Annotated in this window: 18 protein-coding genes; 8 read left to right on the top strand and 10 right to left on the bottom strand. The window is 72.8% G+C overall.

Translation table 11 applies throughout. From position 1 onward, the window contains the following. Window positions 1–43: 43 nt before the first annotated feature. From IAI59_RS04805 to IAI59_RS04790, 4 genes are all read right to left on the bottom strand, one after another. Entirely contained in the window at window positions 44–793 is a 750-nt protein-coding gene (locus tag IAI59_RS04805; protein WP_207419128.1) for an SDR family NAD(P)-dependent oxidoreductase, read from the bottom strand. A 184-nt stretch (window positions 794–977) separates the two neighbouring features. After that, entirely contained in the window at window positions 978–1,991 is a 1,014-nt protein-coding gene (locus IAI59_RS04800; protein WP_207419129.1) for a ketopantoate reductase family protein, read from the bottom strand. A gap of 14 nt (window positions 1,992–2,005) precedes the next feature. Further along, on the bottom strand, window positions 2,006–3,292 hold the full coding sequence (locus tag IAI59_RS04795; protein ID WP_237180926.1) for an MFS transporter: 1,287 nt from the start codon (window positions 3,290–3,292) through the stop codon (window positions 2,006–2,008). A gap of 13 nt (window positions 3,293–3,305) precedes the next feature. Next, window positions 3,306–4,064, bottom strand: a complete 759-nt coding sequence (locus IAI59_RS04790) for an IclR family transcriptional regulator (RefSeq protein ID WP_207419130.1) — start codon at window positions 4,062–4,064, stop codon at window positions 3,306–3,308. A gap of 103 nt (window positions 4,065–4,167) precedes the next feature. On the opposite strand from IAI59_RS04790, the gene IAI59_RS04785 reads away from it, so the two are divergent. Together IAI59_RS04785 and IAI59_RS04780 are read left to right on the top strand one after the other, a co-directional pair. Next, on the top strand, window positions 4,168–5,799 hold the full coding sequence (locus tag IAI59_RS04785; protein WP_207419131.1) for a hypothetical protein: 1,632 nt from the start codon (window positions 4,168–4,170) through the stop codon (window positions 5,797–5,799). Then, entirely contained in the window at window positions 5,796–6,323 is a 528-nt protein-coding gene (locus tag IAI59_RS04780; RefSeq protein ID WP_207419132.1) for a hypothetical protein, read from the top strand. The genes IAI59_RS04785 and IAI59_RS04780 overlap by 4 nt, the downstream gene beginning before the upstream one ends. Before the next feature lie 43 nt (window positions 6,324–6,366). Here the strand turns inward: IAI59_RS04780 and putA are convergent, their stop codons facing one another. After that, window positions 6,367–9,909: a bifunctional proline dehydrogenase/L-glutamate gamma-semialdehyde dehydrogenase PutA gene (putA, locus tag IAI59_RS04775; RefSeq protein ID WP_207419133.1), complete on the bottom strand. Its 3,543-nt coding sequence runs from the start codon at window positions 9,907–9,909 to the stop codon at window positions 6,367–6,369. Window positions 9,910–10,016: 107 nt separating this feature from the next. Between putA and IAI59_RS04770 the strand changes: the two genes are divergently transcribed. Together IAI59_RS04770 and IAI59_RS04765 are read left to right on the top strand one after the other, a co-directional pair. Next, window positions 10,017–10,490, top strand: a complete 474-nt coding sequence (locus IAI59_RS04770) for an Lrp/AsnC ligand binding domain-containing protein (protein ID WP_207419134.1) — start codon at window positions 10,017–10,019, stop codon at window positions 10,488–10,490. A gap of 83 nt (window positions 10,491–10,573) precedes the next feature. Next, complete coding sequence (locus IAI59_RS04765) at window positions 10,574–10,999, top strand: CBS domain-containing protein (RefSeq protein ID WP_237180927.1); 426 nt, start codon at window positions 10,574–10,576, stop codon at window positions 10,997–10,999. Here IAI59_RS04765 and IAI59_RS04760 read toward each other — a convergent pair. Then, entirely contained in the window at window positions 10,980–11,612 is a 633-nt protein-coding gene (locus tag IAI59_RS04760) for a DUF533 domain-containing protein (protein WP_207419135.1), read from the bottom strand. The genes IAI59_RS04765 and IAI59_RS04760 overlap by 20 nt on opposite strands. Window positions 11,613–11,832: 220 nt before the next feature. Between IAI59_RS04760 and IAI59_RS04755 the strand changes: the two genes are divergently transcribed. After that, window positions 11,833–13,599: an SLC13 family permease gene (locus IAI59_RS04755; protein ID WP_207419136.1), complete on the top strand. Its 1,767-nt coding sequence runs from the start codon at window positions 11,833–11,835 to the stop codon at window positions 13,597–13,599. Window positions 13,600–13,660: 61 nt separating this feature from the next. Here the strand turns inward: IAI59_RS04755 and IAI59_RS04750 are convergent, their stop codons facing one another. The 3 genes from IAI59_RS04750 to IAI59_RS04740 all read right to left on the bottom strand — a co-directional run bounded on the left by IAI59_RS04750 (window position 13,661) and on the right by IAI59_RS04740 (window position 17,957). Beyond that, complete coding sequence (locus IAI59_RS04750) at window positions 13,661–14,485, bottom strand: alpha/beta fold hydrolase (protein ID WP_207419137.1); 825 nt, start codon at window positions 14,483–14,485, stop codon at window positions 13,661–13,663. 72 nt (window positions 14,486–14,557) lie between these two features. Continuing rightward, the gene (locus tag IAI59_RS04745; RefSeq protein ID WP_207419138.1) at window positions 14,558–14,935 is read right to left on the bottom strand and encodes a response regulator; all 378 of its coding nucleotides are present in this window, start codon (window positions 14,933–14,935) and stop codon (window positions 14,558–14,560) included. Window positions 14,936–14,942: 7 nt separating this feature from the next. Next, window positions 14,943–17,957 carry a response regulator gene (locus tag IAI59_RS04740; protein WP_207419139.1) on the bottom strand — a complete coding sequence of 1,005 codons (3,015 nt, stop codon included), beginning with the start codon at window positions 17,955–17,957 and terminating at the stop codon, window positions 14,943–14,945. Between the two features lie 157 nt (window positions 17,958–18,114). Here IAI59_RS04740 and IAI59_RS04735 point away from each other — a divergent pair, with 157 nt between their 5' ends. Beyond that, window positions 18,115–19,944: an AI-2E family transporter gene (locus IAI59_RS04735; RefSeq protein ID WP_207419140.1), complete on the top strand. Its 1,830-nt coding sequence runs from the start codon at window positions 18,115–18,117 to the stop codon at window positions 19,942–19,944. A gap of 104 nt (window positions 19,945–20,048) precedes the next feature. Here the strand turns inward: IAI59_RS04735 and IAI59_RS04730 are convergent, their stop codons facing one another. Next, the gene (locus IAI59_RS04730; protein ID WP_207419141.1) at window positions 20,049–20,378 is read right to left on the bottom strand and encodes a hypothetical protein; all 330 of its coding nucleotides are present in this window, start codon (window positions 20,376–20,378) and stop codon (window positions 20,049–20,051) included. A 216-nt stretch (window positions 20,379–20,594) separates the two neighbouring features. Here IAI59_RS04730 and IAI59_RS04725 point away from each other — a divergent pair, with 216 nt between their 5' ends. Further along, entirely contained in the window at window positions 20,595–21,680 is a 1,086-nt protein-coding gene (locus IAI59_RS04725; protein WP_207419142.1) for an SMP-30/gluconolactonase/LRE family protein, read from the top strand. A 46-nt stretch (window positions 21,681–21,726) separates the two neighbouring features. Beyond that, window positions 21,727–22,737, top strand: coding sequence for an aldo/keto reductase (locus IAI59_RS04720; protein WP_207419143.1), 1,011 nt, complete (start codon window positions 21,727–21,729; stop codon window positions 22,735–22,737). Window positions 22,738–22,881: the final 144 nt, after the last annotated feature.

Below are 22,881 nucleotides of genomic sequence, written 5' to 3'. Positions count from 1 at the left end.
TGGCGGGGAGAGTTTGAGAGGGGCAACGCCCCTCTCAACCTTGCTACCGCCCGCCATCCACCGACAGCACCTGCCCGTTGACGAAGCTCGCCAGGTCGGACGCCAGAAAGAACACCCCCTTGGCGATCTCCTCCGGCGTGCCCAGCCGCTTCAGCGCCACGGCGTTGACGATCTGCTTCTGGCGCTCCGGGCTGTAGGAGGCCCATTGCTTTTCCGTCGCCTCGTTGGAACGGATGAAGCCGGGCGCGATGCTGTTCACCCGGATGCCATGCGGACCCAGCTCATGCGCCAGCTGCCGCGTCAGCCCCAGCAGCGCGTGCTTGGCCGAGCAATAGGCCTGGATGCCGGTCAGCGACGCCTGCAGCGCGGCGCCGGAGGTGATGGTGACGATCGCCCCCTTGCCCGCCTTCTTCATGCCCGGCGCGGCGGCGCGGCACAGCGTCATCGCCGCACCGAGGTTGATGGCCAGGATGCGGTCGAATTCCTCGTCCAGCACATCCTCGATCGGCTTGGGGCTTTGCCCCGCCACGCCGCCGGCGTTGCACACCAGCACGTCCACCGGGCCGCCCGAGCGCTCCTCCACCCCGCGCAGCCAGGCGGCGCCGGCGGCACGGTCGGTCAGGTCCACCTTCTGCGCATCGACGCCGGCCTCGGCCAGGGCGGGCAGCGCGTCGTCGCGAATGTCGCAGCCATAGACCTTGGCGCCCGCGTCGCGGAACATCAGCGCGATGGCGCGGCCGAAGCCGATGGCGGCGCCGCTGACGGCGACGGTCTTTCCGGTGAAGTCGATCATGGGTGGTCCCTTGTGGCGGGAAGGCCGGGGGAAGGAATTCCCCCGGACCCCCATCTTTTTTCTGATGAGTTTGTGGAAAGGGGCGGAGACGGTGTCGCCCAAAGCGTGACGGTTCAGCAGCGGCGCGCGAAAATAGGACAAAAAGAAGAAGGGGGTTCGGGGGAATTCATTCCCCCGACCTTTCTCACCGCGGCAGGATGTCCAGCAGGTTGGCATCCGCCATCGGCCGCGTGCCGTTCTCGATCTCGTGGATCACCCGCACCAGCCCGTCGACCGCCGGCGTAACGATGCCGTGCTTGGCGCCGAGCTGCGCGATGGGCGCGATCTGCACGTCCACCTCCGTCCGGCGCTTCCGCACCGCGAGGTCGCGCCACACGCCGGAGTGGGTCTTGGCGTTGGGGCGGTTGAAGGCGACCATGGCGTCGACGCTGGCCCGCGCCTGGTCCTCGGTGGCGCCGGGGCGGAAGGCGGCGGGGTCGAAGCCGTTGAAGCCGAGCGGGGTGACGCCCTCGGCCTGGGCCACCTGCAGCACCTCGCCGGCCAGCGCCCGCCAGGTGGGCAGCAGCTCGGGACGGGCCAGGCAGTCGGCGATGCCGAGGTCGCCCACTGCCTGCGCGAAGAGCAGAGAGCCATAGGCCAGCTTGCCCCAGAGATAGGCGTTGATGTCCTCCGTCATGATCGCGTCGGGCTCGAACACCTGCGCGTCGGCGTGGATGGAGCGCAGGCGGTCGGTGATCCGGCCGTCCAGCTCGCCCACCACGAAGGCGGCGCGGTTGCCGTAGAGGATCTCGCCCGGGGCGATCCAGTCGGCGCCGAAGTTGATGAAGGCGCCGACGGTACGCTCGCGCCCCACCACGCCGGCGATGATGCCTTCGCACAAGCCGTTCTGCAGCGAGACGACGTGGCCGTCCGGCGCCAGGTGCGGTGCCAGCGCGCGCGCCGCTTCCTCGGTGTGGTGGGCCTTCACGGCTAGGAACACGCGCTTCCAGGTGCCCTGGAGGTCGGCCGGCAGGAAGGCGGGGGCCTGCACGGTGTGGGCGTCCACCGGGCCGGTGATGCGCAGGCCGGGGCCGCGGATCGCCTCCACGTGCTCGGGCACCACGTCCACGAAGGTGACGTCGCGGCCGGCGCGGGCCAGCGCCGCGCCGAAGGTGCCGCCGATGGCGCCGGCGCCCCAGATCAGGATGGGTTCGGGCATGTCACACGTTCCTTTCAGCGCAGCTTCTCATGCGCCGTTTCGCGGAAGCCCCAGATGACGAGGCCGGAAACGATGCCGGAGAAGATCAGGTAGTAGGTGGGCGAGATGGGCGAGCCGGTGCTGCTGATCAGCCAGGTGGCGATGAACGGCGCGAAGCCGCCGAAGATCGCGACCGCGACGCTGTAGCCCGTGGACATCAGCGTGGTGCGCGAATGCGTCGGGAACAGCTCCGACAGCGCGGCCGGGCCGGCGCCGGAGAAGGCGGCGATAAACAGGTTGAACACGATCATGATCATGACGATCGTGACGATGGAAGGCCCGGACAGGATGATCGAGAACAGCGGGTAGGGCAGCAGCGCGAAGGCGGCGCAGCAGGCCAGCAGCAGCGGCTTGCGCCCGATGCGGTCCGACCACCAGCCGAACAGCGGCGTGGCCACCACCAGCACGATCAGCGCCACGGCATTGCCCCACAGCGCCTGGGACTGCGTCAGCCCGGCCTGGCGCGTCAGGAAGGTCGGCAGGTAGCTGAGCATGATGTAGTAGGAGACGGTCCAGACCACCGTGAAGCCGAAGGCCTTGCCCAGCAGCACCCAGGGGCTGCCGAGGTCGTGCACCGGGCGGGCGGCGGCGTTCTGCTTGGCTTCCTGCTGCGCCTCCACGAAGGCCGGCGTTTCCTGCAGGTTGCGGCGCATGTAGACGCCGACCGGCAGCAGCAGCCCGCCTAGCAGGAAGGGCACGCGCCAGGCCCAGTCCTGCATCTGGTCGGCGGTGAAGATACCGGCGATGGTCGCCACCACCACGCTGCCCAGGAGGTTGGAGGCGGCGATGGAGGCCTGGCCGATGCTGCCGAACAGGCCGCGCCGGCCGGCGGGCGCGGATTCCACGATGAACGCCGTGGCGCCGCCCCATTCGCCGCCCGCCGCCAGCCCCTGGACCAGCCGCATGGCCACCAGCAGCACCGGCGCCAGCAGGCCGATGGTCTCGTAGGTCGGCAAGAGGCCGATGCCCACGGTGCCCAGCGCCATGCCGAAGATGGTGATCAGCAGCGCCGCCTTGCGGCCGCGCTTGTCGCCGATGCGGCCGATCACCAAGCCGCCGAGCGGCCGTGCCAGAAAGCCCACGCCAAAGGCGGCGAAGGAGGCGAGCAGCCCCGCCGCCTCGTTGTCGGACGGGAAGAACTTGTGGGCGATGGTGCCCGCCAAATAGGCGTAGACAATGAAGTCGTAGTATTCCAGCACGTTGCCGATGCAGGCGGCCGCCAGCTGGCGGCGCCGTTCGGCGAAGGTCATCTCGGCAGCCAAGGCGTTTCCTCCTTTAAGATGTCCGCAGCAGGGCGCCCAGCGCCTGCCCGGTTTCGCGCAAGGCCGCGACAATGCGGCCGCGCTTGGCATGAAAGCGCGTGGTGACGCAGCCGACATCCAGCGTGGCCACGGCCATGCCATCGGCCCCCAGCACTGGCACCGCGATGCCCGTGCCGCCCAGCACCCATTCCTCCTCGACGATGGCCAGCGAATCGGCGCGCGCGGCCGCGACCATGGCGCGCAGCGCGGCGAGGTCGGTGACCGTGGCCGGCGTCATGGCGACGCGGGGCACGGCGTCCAGCATGGCGGCCTGCGCGGATTCGGGCGCGAAGGCCGTGAGCACGCGGCCCATGGCGGTGCAGTAGAACGGGCTCGGCCGGCTGAGCTCGACGTCGTAGCGCAGGTCCGCCAGCGCCACGGCCTTGGCCAGCAGCCGCACGCCCTGCGCTTCCGCGACACCGAGCAGCACGGTTTCCTCCACCGTGTCGCGCAGCCGGGCCATCAGCGGCTCGGCCAGCGCCACCAGCCGGGCGTGGCGGTGGCCGCCCCAGCCAAAGCCGTGCTCGCGGAACAACGCATGCAGGCGGTAGCGGTCGGCGCTGTCGCGCAGCACGTAGCCGCGGGCCAGCAGCGTGCGCAGCAGCAGCAGCGTGCTGCTTTTGGGCAGCGCCAGCGCGGCCACCGCCTCGCTCAGCGAGGCACCGCCGGGCCGGCCGGCCAGGAATTCCAGCAGGTCCAGCACGCGCGCGGCGGAAGGGACGGTTGCGTTCACGCTGCTGAACTTGGGTCATTCCCTTGTCCGCTGTCAACGCGGGCCGGTGTTGCCGCAACGCCGCCATCGTGACGCCACGCCCGGCATGGCATAGAGCAGGCGCATGACCGCGCCGCCCCCCGCCCCGCCCGATCCGCCGCCGCGCCCGCCGGTGGCGCATGCCGCTTGGGCGGCGGCCCGGCGCGCCGTGCTGGCGGCGCTGGCCGACGGCGAAACGCTGGTGGCCCTGTGCGGCCCGCCCGGCATCGGCAAGACGCGGCTGCTGCGCGAGCTGGAACAGGCGCTGCGCGCCCCCGGCCGCCCGGTGGCACGGCTGGACGACGGCAGCCTGCTGCAACCCGCCGCATTGCCGCCGCTCCTGCTGGTGGACGAGGCCAACCGCGTTTCGGACGAGGCGCTGGTGGCGCTGGCGCGGCGCGGCACCGGGCTGGTGGTGCTGGCCGGGCTGCCGGGCTTTGCCGCGCGGCTGGCGGGCCTGCCGCACCGCGTGGTGTCTCTGGCGCCCCTGCGGCGCGCCGACGCGGACGCCTATCTGGCCGCCCGCATGGCCGAGGCGGGGCTGGACGGCACCCGCCTGGCCGATGGCACGGTGGGTGCCCTGGCGGAAGCGGCGGGGGGCGTGCCGGGCCGGTTGAACCTTTTGCTGGGCACCAGCTTTCTGGCCGCCGACATCGCCGGCGCCGCCCAGGTGACGCCGCTGCACGTGCGCGACGCCGTGGCGATGGACGCGGAACTGGACATCATCCCGCCCGGCACCGCGCCGGACCTGGACCCCGCCCCCACCGGCGGGCCGGGCCGGGCCCTGGCGGTGCTGCGGCCCGGGCCGGCGTCGCCGGCCGCGACCCGGCGCGGCGGCGTGCCGTGGCGCGGCGTGGCCGCCGCCGTGCTGCTGCTGTGCGCCGGGCTGGGCTGGCTGGCTTGGCCGCAAGCGGAACCCCCGGCCACCCCCGGCGACGCCACGCCGCCCGCCGCCGCCGCGGCACCGGCGGCCGAAGCGCCGGCCACCACCGCCACTGCCACCCCGCCCGAGCCGGGGGCCGCCGCCCCGCCCGTGCCCGACAGCGCCGCCGCGGGGGATGCTCCCGCCCTGCCGCCGGGGGCGTTGCCGCGCGTGGTGGTCACCTATCCGCGCGGCAGCGACACGGCCGATGCCACCGCCCTGACCGCCGGGCTGGCCGAGGCCGGCTGGACCGCCGGCGCGCCGTTTCCCGTGGCCCGCGCCGCCGCCGTGCCGGAGCTGCGCTATTTCTTTCACGAGGACCGCAACGCCGCGCTGGCGGTGCAGGCGCTCGGGCTGGTGCCGCTGGGGGCGGCCACGGCGCGGCTGCAGCCGATCACCGGCGGGCTGCCCCGCCCCGGGGCGATCGAGGCGGCGCTGCCGGCCGCCGGCGCGGGCGCCCCGGCCGAGCCGCCCCCGCCCGACGGCACCGCCCCCGCGCCCCCGGCCGCGACGCTGCTGGCCCCCGCCGGGAATGCCGTGCTGTTGCAGCGCGACCCCATCCTGGCGTGGCGCGCGGCCGTCGAGCCGGCCGTCAGCTTCGTGGAAGTCCTGGCGGTGGACGACGGGCCGCCGCGCGAAGTCTTCGCCGCCTATGCCGCCACCCCCGGCCAGCAGGCGTTGCGGCTGGACCGCCCGGGCCGCTACGCCTGGCGCGTGCTGGCCGTATCGGCCGCCGCACAGCGCTACGCATCCAGCCCGTGGCGCTTCTTCACGCTCAACGAGGCTCCGCCATGATCCGCGCCGTTCCGCCGCTCCTGGTCCTGTTGGGCCTTGCCGCCTGTCAGGTGGCGCCATCCCCAGCCCCCCGCCCCGTGGCCCGCGCCCCGGCCCGCGTGGCGCCGCCCCCCGCGCCGGTGGATGGCGCCTGGTCCTTCAGCATCCTGGCCGACCGCTGCACGGCCCGCGTGGCGCATCGCGACATGGCCCTGGCGGTCACCGCCGGGCCGGCGCAGCGCGCCAGCTTCACCCTGACCGCGCCGAACCGCGGCCTGCCGGCCCGCCGCGCCCTGCGCATCGGCTTTCAGGGCGATGGCAGCCGCTGGCAGGTGCCGGGCCGCACCGACGCCCGCCGCACCGCCACCGCCAGCCTGCCGCTGGACGGCACCGGCACCGCGCGCATCCAGGACCTGCTGGGCGGCGGCACGCTGACCGCCAGCGGCTCCGGCGTTTCGGCCCCCGCGCTGACGGTGCCGGATGCGGGGGTGGCGGGCCGCGACTGGTATGGCTGCGTGGCCAAGCTGAACGGCGACGGGGGCTGACGGCGCGGCAGCGGACCGCGCCCGGCCTGCCGAACCGCCTGTCCTACCCGATGGCCATCAGCGCCGCGTTGCCGCCGGCCGCCGCCAGGTTGGTGCTGATGCTGCGCTCCAGCACCAGCATTTCCAGCGGATAGCGGCCGCCGGGCGCGGCCACCAGCAGCGGCACCAGCGGGCCGGGGCGCTGCGCCAGCTCCTGGCCCAGCGCCAGCAGCGCCTCGGGCGCGCCGTCGAACAGCACCGCGTCGCAGGGCGGCAACGCCGCGCCGGCCTCGGCAATGCGTCCGGGCAGCGGTGGCAGCGCCGCCCCCGGCGGCACCAGGGCGCGGTTGCCGGTGACCAGCGCCGCCGCCACCTGCCGCAGCAACGCGGCGGGCGTGGCCGCGACGCACAGCACGTCGCCGCGCGGCACGGTTTCGTAGCGGTTGCGCTCGCCGACCGGGCCGGGCAGGTCCAGCGACACGCCGAGCGGGGTGGCCGGCGCCGCTTCGCCCCGCGCTTCCAGCCAGGCGGCGACCCCGGGCGGCAGGCTGCCGGGGGGCAGCGCGGCGGCGGCGGGGCGCAGCCGCGCCAGGGCCATGGGGCCGCCGGCCTTGGGGCCGGTGCCGGACAGGCCATGGCCGCCAAAGGGCTGCACGCCGACCACCGCGCCCACCATGTTGCGGTTGACGTAGAGGTTGCCGGCGCCCGACGCCGCGGTGGCCTGGGCGATGGTATCCTCGATACGGCTGTGCACGCCGAAAGTCAGGCCGAAGCCGGTGGCGTTGATGGCGTCCAGCAGAGCCGGCAGCCCGTCGCGGCGGAAGCGCAGCACGTGCAGCACGGGGCCGAAGACCTCGCCCGTCAGCTCCGCGATGCTGCCGATCTCGATGATGGTGGGGGCGACAAAGCTGCCGCGCGCGCAGCCCGCCGGCAGCGGCGCCTGGTGCACCGGGTTGCCGGCCGCGCGCATGCGGGCGATGTGCGCCTCGATGCCGTCGCGCGCCTCGTCGGTGATCACGGGGCCGATGTCGGTGGACAGGCGATCCGGGTTGCCGACCGAAAGCTCCGCCAGGGCACCGCGCAGCATGGTCAGCGTGCGGTCGGCCGCTTCCTCCTGCAGGCACAGCACGCGCAGCGCGGAACAGCGCTGCCCGGCGCTGTCAAAGGCCGACAGCAGCACGTCCGCCACCACCTGCTCGGCCAGTGCCGAGGAATCGGCCACCAGCGCGTTCTGCCCGCCGGTCTCGGCCACCAGCGGCACGGGGGTGCCCTGCGCCGAAAGCCGCCTGGCGAGCTGCTGCTGGATCTTGCGCGCGACCTCGGTGGAGCCGGTGAACATCACGCCCTGCACGCGCGGGTCGGCCACCAGCGCGGCGCCCACCGGGCCCTCGCCCGGCAACAGGTGCAGCGCGTCGGCGGGAATGCCGGCCTCGTGCAGGATGGCCACGGCCCGGGCGGCGACCAGCGGCGTTTCCTCGGCCGGCTTGGCCAGCACCGGGTTGCCGGCGGCGAGCGCGGCGGCCACCTGGCCGGTGAAGATCGCCAGCGGGAAGTTCCAGGGCGAGATGCAGGCGACGGGGCCGAGCGGCCGGCCCTCGTCCCGCGCCAGGGTGGCGTAGAAGCGCAGGAAGTCCACCGCCTCGCGGATCTCGGCCACCGCGTTGGGCAGGGTCTTGCCCGCTTCGCGCACGATCAGGCCCAGCAGCTCGGGGCGGCGCGCTTCCAGCAGCGCGGCGGCGCGGGTCAGCAGGGCGGCGCGCCCGGCGGCGGGGGTGTCCGCCCAGCGGCAGGACGCGGCGGCGGCCAGGGCGGCCTCGATGTCCGCGGGCCCGGCGTCGCGCACCTGGCCCACGACGTCGCGCCGGTCGGCCGGGTTGCGCACCGGCTGCGGCCGGCCGCCGCCGGTGGCCGGCGCCGCCTGCCACGCGCCGCCGGCCCGCAGCGCGGGGGCCAGCGCCGCCAGCACGTGCTCGTCCGCCAGGTCCAGCCCGGCGGAATTCCGCCGCGCGTCGCCGAGCAGCGCCGGCGGCAGGGCGATGGCCGGGTGCGGCGTGGCAGGAGCCGTGGCCGCGACGGCCGCCACCGGGTCCGCCACCAGGGCATCGACCGGCACCGCGGGGTCCTGGATGCGGTTGACAAAGGACGCGTTGGCGCCGTTCTCCAGCAGGCGGCGCACCAGATAAGCCAGCAGCGTCTCATGCGTGCCGACGGGGGCGTAGATGCGGGCGGGGCGGTTCAGCTGGGCGCGCACGGCCTCGTACAGCGGCTCGCCCATGCCGTGCAGGCACTGGAACTCGAAGCGGGTGTTGCTGAAGTCCTCGCCCGCCATGGCGTGGATGGCGCCCACCGTCTGGGCATTGTGCGTGGCGAATTGCGGGAACACCGCGTCCGGCGCCGCCAGCAGCTTGGCGGCGCAGGCGAGGTAGGACACGTCGGTATGCGCCTTGCGCGTGAACACCGGGAAGTCCGGCTGCCCGTCCTGCTGCGCGCGCTTGATCTCGCTGTCCCAGTAGGCGCCCTTGACCAGCCGCAGCATGATGCGGTGGCCGCTGCGGCGCGCCAGGTCGATGATCCAGTCCAGCACAAAGGGCGCGCGCTTCTGGTAGGCCTGCACCACGAAGCCGACGCCGTGCCAGCCCGCCAGCGCCGGCTCGAAGCACAGCCGCTCCAGCAGGTCGAGCGACAGCTCCAGCCGGTCGGTTTCCTCCGCGTCGATGTTCAGGCCGATGTCGTGCGCGCGCGCCAGCAGCGCCAGGTTCAACAGGCGTGGATACAGCTCCGCCATCACCCGATCGCGCTGCGCGCGGCTGTAGCGCGGGTGCAGGGCGGACAGCTTGATGGAAATGCCGGGGCCCTCGTAGATGCCCTTGCCGCCGGCCGCCGTGCCGATGGCCTGGATGGCGCGCTGGTATTCAGCGTCGTAGCGCGTGGCGTCCGCCGCCGTCATCGCCGCCTCGCCCAGCATGTCGTAGGAATAGCGGAAGCCCTTCGCTTCCAGCGCGCGGGCGTGGCGCAGCGCCTTGGCGATGGTTTCGCCGGTGACGAACTGCTCGCCCATCATGCGCATGGCGAGATCCACGCCGCGGCGGATCACCGGCTCGCCGCCGCGCGCCAGCAGCCGGGTCAGCGCCCGCGACAGCCCCTGCTCGCCGCCGGCGGAAACCAGCTTGCCCGTGACCACCAGCCCCCAGGTGGCGGCGTTGACGAACAGGGAGCGCGACTGCCCCAGATGCGCCCGCCAATCGCCGGGCGCGATCTTGTCGCGGATCAGCGCGTCGCGCGTCGCGGCATCGGGGATGCGCAGCAGGGCTTCGGCCAAGCACATCAGCGCCACGCCTTCCTGGCTGGACAGGCTGTATTCGCGCACCAGGCCTTCCACCGGGCTGCTGTCGCCCCGCGCCCGCAACGCCAGCACCAGCCCGCGCGCCGCGGCCTCCGCCCGCGCCGCCTGCGCGGGGGTCAGCGCCGCCGCGCCCAACAGCCGGGCCACGCAATCGCCCTCGGGCGCCCGGGTCTGCGCCGTGATGGCATCGCGCAGCGCGGATTGCGCAACGGGGCCGAAGCCCGCGAAGGGGGCTGGCGGAACGGCGTGGAGGTCGTCGGGCATGGAGGTCGTCCGGCTGGTGGAACTTCCTCTGTATGGCGCTTCTGGCCGAAGGTGCTTCGGATTATCATGCCCTGGACCGAAGCTTTCCCGCAGGACACCGCATCCATATGGATGATCTTCACCCGGCGCTGGACGACACCGATCGCCGCCTGCTGCGCCTGCTGCAGCAGGATGGCCGCATGACCAACGTGGCCCTCGCCAGCCGCGCCAACCTCAGCCAGGCCGCCAGCTTCGAGCGCGTGCGCCGCCTGTCGCGCGCCGGCGTGATCCAGGGCTACACGGTGCGGCTGGATGCCGGAAAGCTGGACCGTGCGCTGCTGATCTTCGTGGAGATCACGCTGGACCGCACCAGCGCCCGGGTGTTCGAGGACTTCGCCGAGGCGGTGCGCCGCACGCCCGACATCCTGGAATGCCACATGGTCGCCGGCGGCTTCGACTACCTGCTCAAGGCACGGGTGCGCGACATGACCGCCTACCGCGCTTTTCTGGGCGACACGCTGGTGGCCCTGCCGGGCATCCGGCAAACGCACACCTACACGGTGATGGAAGAGGTCAAGACCACCAGCGACCTGCCGATCTGACGCCGGGCGCGCGGGAATTCCGCCCTTTCCGCAACCCGCCCCGCCCCCGCCCATTCCCCCCGCAGCACGAGGAGGCCACCCCGATGGATGTTGCGGACGTGATGAGCGGCGAGGTGGAGTTCATCGCCCCCGATGCCACCGTGCAGCAGGCGGCCGAGATGATGGGCGAGCTGGATGTGGGCGGCCTGCCGGTGGGCAGCGCCGAGGACCTGCTGGGCGTGGTGACGGACCGCGACCTGCTGTACCGCGTGGTGGCCGAAGGGCGCGACCCCACCCGCATGCGGGTGCGTGAGGCGATGAGCGCCCCGCCCGTGTTCTGCCGCCCGACCGACGACATCCGCGCGGCGATGGATCTGATGACCGCGCAGAACATCCGGCGGCTGGCGGTGCGCGACGCCGGCGGCCGCACCGTGGGCTGGCTGACGCTGGCCGACCTGTCGCGGCGCCTGCTGGTGGAAAGCGACACGGTGCAGCAGGCGCTGCGCGCCGCTACCGAGCCCGTGGCCTGACGCGCCGCTGGCCGCTGCGGCGGCGCAGGTCCGTGGTGGTTTCGGCCGGCAGCGCGAAGCAGGCGGCCAGGTAGTCCAGCCAAGCCTGCCCGGTGGCCGGCGCGGCGGGGCCGACCGCCAGCAGTGCCGCAGTATAGGCATGCGCGCCCAGCCCGGCATCGCGCAGCTCCGCCAGCAGCGGCGCCAGGGGCGTCGGGGCCCGCAGCGCTTCCGCGAGCGCGGCCTGCTCCGGCGCTTCGCCGCCGATGCCCGGCAGCAGGGTGGCCAGCGGGGCCGTGGCGGTGCCGGCCATGGCGCTGCTGGCGGCCAGCCCCCGCACCAGCAGCAGCCGGTGCGGCGGCGGCAGGTTGCGGAGGTTGAGCGTCAGCGGAAACAGCGTCTGGTGGCGGTTCTGCATCCAGGCATGCAGCAGCTTGGCGGCCACCTGCTCCTGCAGCAGGCGTTGCGGCGGGTGGGCCAGCGGGCGGCGGCGGGGGGCGGGCTCCATGGGCGGGGCGGCGTCCAGCTGAAGCGCCTGCCGCTCCAGCAACGTGCTTTCCCCGTCCCGGTCGCGGCCGCCGCCCAGCAGGCGTTGCAAGAAGCCGGGGGATGTGTGCGGGGCGGCGGGTGGCATGGGCGGGTCCTCGGCAGGTTCGGGAAAAAACGCGGCAGCGGGCCCGGAAGTTGGCGGCATGGCCGCCAAGGCACAGCCGGGCGGGAAACGCAGGCGTGGCCGGGTGGTGCCGCAACCCTGGCGCGCGGGGGCGGGTTCTGGTTCGTTCCATCACGCGCCTTGCCCGGGATTCCGCCATGCCCTGCCCCCCGCCCCCCGCCCGCCGCCGCCGGCCGGGACCATGACGCTCGACCAGGCCCTGGCCTTCGGCATCCTCGGCGCCACCGTCGGGCTGTTTCTGTGGGGGCGCATCGCCTACGACCTGGTGGCGCTGCTGGCGCTGCTGGCGGGCGTTCTGGTCGGCATCATCCCGCTGGACCGGGCGTTTTCCGGCTTCGCGGACGACGTGGTGGTGATCGTCGCGGCCGCCCTGCTGGTCAGCGCCGCCGTGGCGCGCTCCGGCGCCGTGGAAACCCTGATGCGCCCGGTGCTGCCGTATCTCACCAGCACCGCCACCCAGGTGCCGGCCCTGGCGGGCGCGGTGCTGGTGGCTTCCGTTTTCACCAAGAACATCGGCGCGCTGGCCATCTTCATGCCGGTGGCCATGCAGCTGACGCGGCGCACCGGCACCTCGCCCTCCGCGCTGCTGATGCCCATGGCCTTCGCATCCCTGATCGGCGGGCTGATCACGCTGACCGGCACCTCGCCCAACATCATCGTCGCCCGCGTGCGGGCGGAGGTGACGGGCACGCCTTTCAGCATGTTCGACTTCACCCCCGTGGGCCTTGGCATCGCCATCGCCGGGCTGCTGTTCCTGTCCTTCGGCTGGCGGCTGCTGCCGCACGGCCGCCGTGGCACCGCCGAGGCCAGCGGCCCGGCGATCGGGGACTACACCATCGAGGCGCGCATCCCGGCCGACTGCGCGCTGGTGGGGCGCGACGCGCCGGCGCTGGAAGCCATGGGCGAAGGCCGCGTCGGCGTCGCCACCGTGATCCGCGAGCGCTTTCGCCGCTTTCCGCCGACGCCCGGCTGGCTGCTGCGCGCCGGCGACGTGCTGCTGCTGCAAGGCGACCAAGAGGATCTGGAGCGCCTGGTCGCCCGCGCCGGGCTGCAGCTGACCGGCGGGGCCGGGGCGGAGGCCGAGGATGCCAGCGTGGTGGAAGGCGTGGTCACCGCCGAATCCCCGCTGGCCGGCCAGACGGCCGAGGGCACGCGGCTGCAGGATCGCTTCGGGCTGGCGCTGCTGGCCGTCAGCCGCAGCGGCCAGCGCATTGCGCAGCGCCTGGGCGCGCTGCGGCTGCGGGCCGGCGACGTGCTGATCCTGCGCGGCCCGCAGCCCGCCTTCGCCGACGCCCTGCCGGCCCTGCGCGTGCTGCCGCTGAACGAGCGCGCCATCAGCCTCGGCCGTTCGCGCCGCTCCTGGATCCCGGTGATCGTGCTGCTGGGGGCGATGGGCCTGGTGGCCTTTCGCATCGCTCCCGTGTCCGTGGCCTTTTTCGGCGCCGCGGTGGTGCTGCTCCTGTTGCGCGCCCTGAGCAAGGAGGAAGCTTACGGTGCCGTGGAATGGCCCGTGCTGGTGCTGCTGGGCGCGCTGATTCCGGTCAGCGAGGCGGTGCAAACCACCGGCGGCACCGACCTGATCGCGGCGGGGCTGGAAGTCGCGGTGCGCCACCTGCCGCCGCTCGGCGCGCTGGGCCTGATGATGCTGATCGCCATGGCGGTCACGCCGTTCCTGAACAACGCCGCCACGGTGCTGATGATGGGGCCCATCGCCGCCAGCCTGGCCACCCGCCTGGGGCTGAGCCCCGACGCCTTTCTGATGGCGGTGGCGGTCGGCGCGGCCTGCGACTTCCTGACCCCCATCGGGCACCAGTGCAACACGCTGGTGATGGGCCCGGGCGGCTACCGCTTCGGCGACTATGCCCGGCTGGGCGCGCCGCTGACGCTGATCGTGCTGCTGGTGGGGGTGCCGCTGATCGCACTGGTGTGGCCGCTGGTGCCACGGTAGCGGGGAAGGACCGGAAAGACGGAAGCCCGGGGGGATTTCCCGCCCCGGGCCTCCACCCGCCTCAGCCGCGGATGAACGCGATCAGATCCTGGTTGAGCTTGTCCTTCTCGGTGAAGAACAGCCCGTGCGGCGCACCGGAATATTCCACCAGCCGGGCATTGGGCAGCGCCGCCGCCGCGCGGCGGGCGGACACGTCCGGCGGCACAGTGGCATCGTCGGTGCCGTGGATCACCAGGGTGGGCACGGTGACCTTGGGCAGGTCGGCGCGGAAATCGGTTTCCGAGAAGGCGCGCACGCAGTCTAGCGTCGCCTTGGGGGACGCCATCATCGCCATGCCCAGCGACCAGTCGAGGATCTCGTTGGTGACGGCGAAGTTCAAAAGGCCGGCGCCGAAGAACTGCTTGCCGAAGCCGGCCAGGAAGTGCGGCCGGTCGGCCTTCAGCCCATCCACCATCTGGTCGAAGGTGGTGCGGTCCACGCCCTCAGGGTTGTCGGCGGTGCGCAGCAGGAAGGGCGGCACGGCGGCGACGAACACCGCCTTGGCCACGCGCCCCTTGGCGCCGTGGCGCGACATGTAGCGGGCCACCTCGCCGCCGCCCATGGAAAAGCCAACCAGCGTGGCGTCGCGCAGGTCCAGCTCGTCCATCAGCGTGGCCAGATCGTCGCTCATGGTGTCGTAGTCGTAGCCGCTCCAGGGCTGGCCGGAGCGGCCGAAGCCGCGACGGTCATAGGAGATGACGCGGAAGCCGGCGGCGGCCAGGACCGGCGCCTGGTATTCCCACATGTCGGCATTGACCGGCCAGCCATGGATCAGCACCACGGGCTTGCCGTTGCCCCAGTCCTTGTAAAAGATCTCGGTGCCGTCGGCGGCCTTGACGAATGCCATGGTGTTTCCCTGTTGCGGTTGCGTATGCGGTGCAAACCGCCGGGACACGCGAAAGTTCAGCACACAGCCGCGTCAGCCGCCTTCCTGCCGCAACAGCGCGGCATCGATCTGGCCGAGCAGCCGCGAGAAATCGACAGGCTTGGGGTGGTAATCGTCGCAGCCGGCCTCGATCACCTTGTTGCGGTCGCCCGACATGGCGTGCGCGGTGAGCGCGATGATCGGGATCTTCGCCGTGTCGGCGGAAGCGCGCAGCGTGCGGGCCGCCGTCCAGCCGTCCATCACCGGCAGGTTCATGTCGAGCAGGATCACGTCCGGCTTCTCGGCATGCGCCACGTCCACGCCCTGCTGCCCGTCATGCGCCAGCACCACGTCAAAGCCGCGGCGCTTCAGCCGGCGCGACAGAAAGTCCCAGAGTTCCTCGTGGTCCTCGACCAGCAGGATCTTCGTCATGCCCAGATCACCCTTGCCCATTATCCGCCGCGACGGGCCGCGGCGCAGCCGCGCCGCCCGCCGCGCGGGATGCCTGCGCGATCCGGCGCAGCTCGGTCACCAGATCCTCGGGAATGCCATCCACCGGCATCACCTGCCGCACGGCGTCGCGCAGCTGCTTCAACTCGTTTTCCTCGACCTCGCCATTGGTCAGGGCGACGATCGGCAGGCCCGACCATTGCGGCTGGCGCCGCAGGTCGCGGATCAGCGAAAAGCCGTCGCCGCCATCGGCGCCCTGCACCTCCACCAGCAGCAGCGCCGGCGCCGGCGCCATGGCCATGCGCGACAGCGCGGCGCGGCTGTCGGCCACCGCCTCCACCTTCCAGCCTTCGCCTTCCAGCAGCGAGCGCAGCTCGTCGCGCTGCGCCGCGTCTTGTTCCACCACCAGGGCGATGCCCGGGGCGGGCTGGGTGCGGAAGCGGTCCAGCACCTGCTTCAGCCGGCTCCATTCCACCGGCTTGTTCAGGTAGTCCGCGGCACCGAGCGAGAAGGCCAGCCCGCGTTCCTGCACCACCGTGACCATCACCACCGGCGTATCCGCCAGCTCCGGCTCCGACTTCAGTGTCGACAACACGCCCCAGCCGTCCAGCCGGGGCATCATGACGTCCAGCAGGATGGCGTCCGGCTGCAGCTCGCGCGCCATCCGCAGGCCGGTCTGGCCGTCGGACGCGGTGCGGACCACGAAGCCCTCGCGCCCCAGGAAGCGCGCCAGCAGGTCGCGCGTCGCGGCGTCGTCGTCCACCACCAGCACCAGACCGGCTTGGCGCGCGTCGGGGAGCGACGCGTCCGCGCCCAGCGCGGCCTCGCCCACCAGCACGGCCGGGTCGTCCTGCTCGGCGCGCGCCTCGCGCAGGTCGGTGGGCAGGCGGATGGAAAAGGTGGTGCCCTGCCCTTCCTGGCTTTCCACATCGATCTCGCCGCCCAGCATGGACGCGAAGGCCTTGGTGATGGCAAGCCCGAGACCGGTGCCGCCAAAGCGCCGCGTGGTGGTCGCATCGGCCTGCGTGAAGCGCTGGAACAGCCGGTCCAGCTGCTCCGGCGTCATGCCGATGCCGGTATCCGCGACCTGGAACAGCAGCCAGCCCGGCTTGGCGTCCGGGGCCACGCGCAGCGTGATGCGGCCGCCCTCGGTGAACTTGGCGGCGTTGCCCAGCAGGTTGAACAGGCATTGGCGCAGCTTGACCGGGTCGGTGTGCATCGCGCCCAGCTCGGGCGCGATGTCCAGCACCAGCGCGTTGCCCTTTTTGCCGACCAGCGCATCGACGGTGGACGCGACCTCCTGCAACAGGGTGGCGGCGTCGAAGTCCTCCGGCTGCACCTCCATCTTGCCTGCCTCGATCTTGGACAGGTCCAGCACGTCGTTGATCAGCGACAGCAGGTGGCGGGCGTTGGACTTGATCTTGCCGAGGTCCTCGCGGAAGGCGTCGGCGCCGTCCAGCTCCTCGGCTTCCTCTTCCAGCATCTCGGAATAGCCGATCACGGCGGACAGCGGCGTGCGCAGCTCATGGCTCATGTTGGCGATGAACTGGCTCTTGGCCATGTTGGCGTCCTCCGCCGCCGCCTTGGCCATGCTCAGCGCTTCCTCGGCCTCGCGCATCTCGGTGATGTCGGTGTTGGTGCCGAACCAGCCGATCAGCCGGCCTTCCCCGGCGCCGGCCTCCGGCGCCTCGCGCAGCGGCATGGCGCGCGACAGGAACCAGCGGTAGCGGCCATCGGCGCCGCGCAGTGGAAAGGTGTCCTCCCACGCATCGCCGGCCTGGATGGCCGCCACGAAGCGGTCGGTCGCGCGCGTCACGTGGTCGGGGTGGTGCACGCTTTTCCAGCCGTCGCCCACCATGTCGGCGGCGGAGCCGCCGGTGTAGTCGTACCAGCGGCGGTTGTACCACTGGATGGCCCCGGTCGCGTCCGTCATCCAGGCCAGCTGCGGAATGCTGTCGACGATCAGCCTCAGCCGCGCCTCGCTGCGCCGCAGACGGGCATCCATCTCGTGCCGCGCCGTGACATCGATGGCGGCGATGCCGACGCCGTCCACGCCCCCCGGTCCGCCCTGATGGGCGACGGTGTCGAGCGGAAACACGCTGACCTGCAGCTGGCGCGCCGGCCGCTCGCCGCTGGCGGGCACGGACAGCGCGATCTCGCTTTGCGCCTGGCCGGTGCGCAGCACCTCGGCGATGGCCGGCTCCATCCGGCCGCGCACCGCCTCGGGCAGGGCGGTGCCGCCGGCGTTGCGCTCGCCGAGCAGCGCCAGCGCGCGGTTGGCGTGGTCCAGGCGCAATCCGCGGTCCAGAAAACCGAGCCCGACCGGCGCATGCGCCATCACGCCGTCCAGCAGCGCCGTCGCGCGCCGTTCCGCCCGCTGCCGCGCCAGCGCGTAAAGGCCCAGCGCCACGGCGGCCAGCCCCAGCGCGCACAGCGACAGCATGGTCAGCAGGCCGGACCGCCGCGCATCCGCGGTGGCCATGGCGGCGCGGGCGGCGCGGGTCTCGTCCTGCAGCCGCACCACCTCCGCCCGCATGCGGTCCATCAGCTGCTTGCCCTCGCCCGTCTGGATCTGGGCGATCGCCGCATCCATGCCGAGGTTGCGGCGCGCCTCGATGGCGGTGGCCGACCAGTTCAGCTTGGCCGCCGCCAGCTCCCGCAGGCGGCCGGCGCCGCCATCGGCTTCCAGCGTCGGCAACCGCGCGGCCACGGCGGCGCGGCCCGCCTCGTAGGGGGCGAGGTAGGCGGGGTCGTTGGTGAGGATGAAGCCGCGCTGCGCGGTTTCCACGTCCTTGACGGCCGACAGCAGCGCCTCGGCGTTCAGCACCCGCTCATTGGCCATGGCCATCGCCTCGCGGCTCCGGGCAGCGGCGGACCATTCGGTGACCGCCGCGGCGAGCCCCGCCGCCGCCAGCAGCGCGGCCGCAACAAGCACGGGCCCGGCCCGGCGCGGCACCAGGCGGTCCAGCAGCCGGCGAAGGGGAGTGGGAGCGGAATAGGGCAAGGAGGGTTGATCCGGCGTTGAAGCCCGGTAACGCCCGAAAAAGGTTCCGGTTGACGACCCTGCGGGCATGGCGGGCGGCGGGCGGCTCCACCGGCGCTTTTTTTCGCGCACCCTTTGTGCCGGCGCCGGCGTTGTCACGCTTTCCGGAGGACCAGCCTTGCAGGGCGACGACACAGCCACCCCCGCGCCCGAGGGGCCCGCCGGCGCCTCGTTCGCCGCATCCCTGGCCCATGCCGTGACGGCCGGCGGCCTGCCGGCGGTGACGGCGCTGAACGCCATCCTGGGCCTGCTGGCGGCGACGCTTGCCATCGCCGCGCTGTCGCTGGGGCGGGACCTGATCGTGCCGCTGGTGCTGGCGGTGCTGCTGGCTTTCGTGCTGGCGCCCATCGTGGTGCTGCTGCGCCGGGCGCGGCTGCCGCATGTCGCCGCCGTGGTGCTGGCGGTGCTGCTGGCCGCCGCGGGCATCCTCGGCCTCGGCATGGTCATGGTGCGGCAGGGCGGCTCGCTGGTGTCGGACCTGCCGGCCTACCAGCAGAACATGCGCCAGAAGGTCGAGGCGCTGCGCATCGGCGAGCTGCTGGCCGAGGCGGACCTGGCGATGCGCGACCTGCGCGGCATGATGGGCGACGGCTTGGCCGAGCGCGCCGCCGCGCCGGGCCAGGCGGCCGAGGCGCCCGCGGTCAACAGCGCCGTGCCGCAGGGCGGCGGCGCCACGCCGCTGGACATCATCCGCAGCGTCGCGGGGCCGGTGCTGGCGCCGCTGGCCACCGCCGGCATCGTCGTGCTGTTCGCCATCATCGTGCTGATCTACCGCGAGGACCTGCGCGACCGGCTGATCCGCCTGGTCGGCTCGCGCGACCTGCACCGCACCACTGTGGCGCTGAACGACGCCGCCAAGCGCCTGTCACGGCTGTTTCTGGCGCAGGTGGCGGTGAATGCCACGCTGGGGCTGGCCATGTCCCTGGCGCTTTGGTGGGTGGGGCTGCCCAGCCCGGCGCTGTGGGGCATCCTGGCGGGGCTGATGCGTTTCGTGCCGTTTCTCGGCACCTTTATCGCCCTGGCGCCGCCGCTGCTGCTGGCCGTGGCGGTGGACCCCGGCTGGTCCATGGCCATCTGGGTGCTGGCGCTGTTTCTGCTGGCCGAGCCGCTGATGGCGCAGATAGTCGAGCCGGGCATCTACGGCCACAGCACCGGCCTGTCGCCCTTCGCGGTGATCGTCGCCGCCACCTTCTGGACGTTTCTGTGGGGCCCCATCGGCCTGCTGCTGGCCACGCCCCTGACGGTCTGCCTGGTGGTGCTGGGGCGGCACGTGCCGAAGCTCGGCTTCCTGGATGTCATGCTGGGGGACCGCCCGCCGCTGTCGCCGCCGGAAGGCTTCTACCAGCGCGCCCTGCAGCGCGACTCCGAATGGCTGAAGCGCCAGGCGCGGGTGCAGATGAAGCGGGACCGGTCGCTGGCCGGGTATCACGACGCCATCGCGCTGCGCGCGCTGGTGCTGGCCGACCAGGACTGGTCGCGCGAGGTGCTGGAAGAAGACCAGCTGGACGACATCCGCACCGAGGTGCAGGCGCTGCTGTCCGGCTTCACGCCCAAGGCGCCCGCCGGGCCCACCCGCGTGGTGTGCGCCGCCGGGCGCGGGGCGCTGGACGACCTGGCCGCCCGCATGGCCGCCCAGTCCGCGCAGGCCGAAGGCATCGGCGCCGTCGCCCTGGCCGACCCGGGCGAGGCGGAGGACGCCATGGCGGCCGGCATCCGCCTGTGCTGCATCTCGGTGCTGGAGGAAGGCAACAGCACGGATGGCATCCGCTACCTGGTGCGCCGCTGGCAGCGGCAATTGCCGGAGGCACGCGTGGTGGTGGGGCTGTGGCATGCCGATGCCGCCAGCCCGCTGCTGCTGGAGCTGCGGCAGGATGCCACGGGCGAAACCATCGTGACGTCGGTGGGCGAGATGGTGGCGTTGTGCCGGGCACTGGCGCAGCAGGGCTAGGCGGCACGGCGGTTCGCGCGCCCCGGCGCGCGGACCGCCTTCACAAACGACAGCGGCGCCGCCCCGGGGGGAGCGGCGCCGCGACGTGGTCGGGTCAAAAAGACTTAGCGGGACGCGCCGCCGCCGCCCGAGCCGCTGGCGCCGCCGCCCGTGCCACCGCCGCCGGCACCGCCGCCGCCCGCGCCACCCGCGCCGCCGCCACCGGCCGCGCCGGCTGAGCCGCCGCCGGCCGCGCCCTGGCCACCGGTGCCGCCCTCACCCTTGCTCTGCGACGCGCTGGGCGACATCGGGTTGGCCGACTGCGGGCTGTTGAAGCCCACGCCGGACGACATGCTGGGCGTGACGCCGGTCGGGCGCGAAGCGGAGCGGCTGGCGTTGTCGCAGGCAGCCAAGCTCAACAGGGCGAGGCCGGCGATCGCGAATTTGGTAGCCATGGTCGGTGGTTCCTTTCCAGCCGGGCCGTTGCGTGCCCGTCATGCTTTGCTAACCCTGAACGGGGCGGTCCGGTTGCGGCGCCGCGCGCGGCCTTTCCCCCGGCGGAACGGGGCGGCAACGGCCCAGGCCGCGATACACTGCCGCGCGAGGGCGCGCCGCGCGCCGAACCCGCCCGGCCGGCCCGGCGTTATGCGGCGGAACGCAAGGAACGCGCGATGTCCTCCACCCCGCCCCCCAAGGCCCCCAACACGCCCGATGTGCCGGCGCTGCAGCCCGGCTTCCGCCTGGAGCCGGTGGCCAGCTTCGAGCAGCAGGTCACCGGCGTGGCCGTCTCCCGCGATGGCCGCGTCTTCGTGAACTTCCCCCGCTGGGAAAAGGACGTGGCGGTTTCCGTGGCCGAGCTGATGCCGGATGGCACGCTGAAGCCTTATCCGGACGCCGGATGGAACGCGTATCGCAACATCGCGCCGCAGCCGCTCGACCAGACCTTCGTGTGCGTGCAAAGCGTGACGGTGGACCCGCAGGGTTTTCTGTGGATCCTCGACCCCGCGGCACCCGGCAACGAATTCAACAAGCCCGGCGGCATCAAGCTGCTGAAGGTGGACTTGGCCACCGACCAGGTGGTGCAGGCCATCCACTTCGGCGACGACACCGTGCCGCAGGGCAGCTACCTGAACGACGTGCGCGTCACCCCGGACGGCCGCCATGCCTTTATCACCGATTCCGGGCAGATCGGCGCGCTGCTGGTGGTGGACCTGGCCAGCGGCACGCCGCGCCGCGTGCTGCACGGCCACCCCAGCACCCAGCCCGACCCCGCCGTGGTGGTGCACGCCGATGGCCACGAACTCCGCAAAACCGATGGCCGCCCCACGGTCTTCTCCGCCGACGGCATCGCGCTCGACCACGCCGGCCAGTATCTCTACTGGCAGGCGCTGACGGGTAAGACGCTGTTCCGCCTGCCGGTCGCCCGGCTGACCGACGCCGCATTGCCCGAGGACGACCTCGCCGCCGCGATCGAGACGGTGGGGGAAAGCGGGGTCGCCGACGGGTTGTGGATGGATGCCGAAGGGCGCATCTACGTCACCAGCCCCGAGGACAACGCGCTGAAGCGCCGCGAGCCGGATGGCAGCATGGTGCTGGTGGTGCGCGACAGCCGCCTGCGCTGGCCCGACAGCCTGGCGGAAGGGCCGGACGGCACGATCTACGTCACCAGCTCGCATATCCAGGACATGGCGCAGTACCACCAGGGCGGCGGTGCCCGCACCGCATCCTACGAGCTGTGGAAGGTGGTGGCGGCCTGATTCCGCCCGCGCCGCCCATCACGCCTACCCAGCAAGGAAGCCACCCATGGAATACCGCAACCTCGGCCGCAGCGGCCTGAAGGTTTCGCCGCTCTGCCTCGGCACCATGATGTTCGGCGGTCAAACCGACGAGCCCACCGCCGCCCGCATCATCGACCACGCGCGCGACCACGGCATCAACTTCATCGACACCGCCGACGTCTACAACGAAGGCCGTTCGGAGGAGGTGACCGGCCGCGCCATCCGCGCACGGCGCGACCACTGGGTGCTGGCCACCAAGCTGGGCAACCCCACCGGCCCAGGGCCCGGCGACCGCGGCCTGTCCCGCCGCCATGTCATGATGGCGGCGGACGCCAGCCTGAGGCGGCTCGGCGTCGACGGCATCGATATCCTGTACCTGCACAAGGAAGACCACGCGACGCCGCTGGCGGAAACGGTGCGCGCCATGGCCGACTTGGTGCGGGCCGGCAAGATCCGCCACTTCGGCGTGTCCAACCACCGCTCCTGGCGCGTGGCCGAGATCTGCCGGCTGTGCGACGAGGCCGGCATCGACCGCCCCGTGGTCAGCCAGCCCTATTACAACGCGCTGAACCGCATGCCCGAGGTCGAGCACCTGCCCGCCTGCGGCTACTTCGGCCTCGGCGTCGTGCCCTACAGCCCGCTGGCGCGCGGTGTGCTGACCGGCAAATACGCCCCCGGCGCCCAGCCCGACGCCGACAGCCGCGCCGGCCGCGCCGACAAGCGCATGATGGAATCCGAATGGCGCCCGGAAAGCCTGTCCATCGCCACCACGCTGCGCGACCACGCGCAGGCACGGGGCATCACCCCCGGCCAATTCGCGGTGGCCTGGGTGCTGAACAATCGCCTGATCACCGCGCCCATTGCCGGGCCGCGTACCGAGGCGCAGTGGACCGACTACCTTGCTGCGCTGGACTACCGCTTCACCGCCGAGGACGAGGCCCTGGTCGACAGCCTGGTGCCCGCCGGGCACCCCTCCACGCCCGGCTACACCGACCCGGCCTATCCGTTGGAAGGGCGCGTGGCGCGGTCGGGGTAGCAGGAAAGGCCGGGGAAACAATTCCCCGGGCCCCTTCTTTTATTTCTTTTTGTCTGGAGCTTGTGAAACGCCGGGTACGCCGGAGGTCGGTGATCTCTGGCGACTGACCGCTTGGCGCAGCGGCAATTGGCAGGATAAGCCTTG

Source organism: Roseomonas haemaphysalidis (genome assembly GCF_017355405.1).
Classification (GTDB): Bacteria; Pseudomonadota; Alphaproteobacteria; order Acetobacterales; family Acetobacteraceae; genus Pseudoroseomonas; species Pseudoroseomonas haemaphysalidis.
This window is presented reverse-complemented; position numbering and strand designations above follow the sequence as displayed.

Bases quoted from the DNA above. Each gene is read 5' to 3' on its own strand.
- IAI59_RS04750 (WP_207419137.1), bottom strand. From the start codon at position 14,485: ATGGCATTCGTCAAGGCCGCCGACGGCACCGAGATCTTTTACAAGGAC.
- IAI59_RS04725 (WP_207419142.1), top strand. From the start codon at position 20,595: ATGTCCTCCACCCCGCCCCCCAAGGCCCCCAACACGCCCGATGTGCCG.
- IAI59_RS04770 (WP_207419134.1), top strand. From the start codon at position 10,017: ATGGATGATCTTCACCCGGCGCTGGACGACACCGATCGCCGCCTGCTG.
- IAI59_RS04800 (WP_207419129.1), bottom strand. From the start codon at position 1,991: ATGCCCGAACCCATCCTGATCTGGGGCGCCGGCGCCATCGGCGGCACC.
- IAI59_RS04760 (WP_207419135.1), bottom strand. From the start codon at position 11,612: ATGCCACCCGCCGCCCCGCACACATCCCCCGGCTTCTTGCAACGCCTG.
- IAI59_RS04765 (WP_237180927.1), top strand. From the start codon at position 10,574: ATGGATGTTGCGGACGTGATGAGCGGCGAGGTGGAGTTCATCGCCCCC.
- IAI59_RS04780 (WP_207419132.1), top strand. From the start codon at position 5,796: ATGATCCGCGCCGTTCCGCCGCTCCTGGTCCTGTTGGGCCTTGCCGCC.
- IAI59_RS04785 (WP_207419131.1), top strand. From the start codon at position 4,168: ATGACCGCGCCGCCCCCCGCCCCGCCCGATCCGCCGCCGCGCCCGCCG.
- IAI59_RS04755 (WP_207419136.1), top strand. From the start codon at position 11,833: ATGACGCTCGACCAGGCCCTGGCCTTCGGCATCCTCGGCGCCACCGTC.
- IAI59_RS04805 (WP_207419128.1), bottom strand. From the start codon at position 793: ATGATCGACTTCACCGGAAAGACCGTCGCCGTCAGCGGCGCCGCCATC.
- IAI59_RS04745 (WP_207419138.1), bottom strand. From the start codon at position 14,935: ATGACGAAGATCCTGCTGGTCGAGGACCACGAGGAACTCTGGGACTTT.
- IAI59_RS04720 (WP_207419143.1), top strand. From the start codon at position 21,727: ATGGAATACCGCAACCTCGGCCGCAGCGGCCTGAAGGTTTCGCCGCTC.
- putA (WP_207419133.1), bottom strand. From the start codon at position 9,909: ATGCCCGACGACCTCCACGCCGTTCCGCCAGCCCCCTTCGCGGGCTTC.
- IAI59_RS04730 (WP_207419141.1), bottom strand. From the start codon at position 20,378: ATGGCTACCAAATTCGCGATCGCCGGCCTCGCCCTGTTGAGCTTGGCT.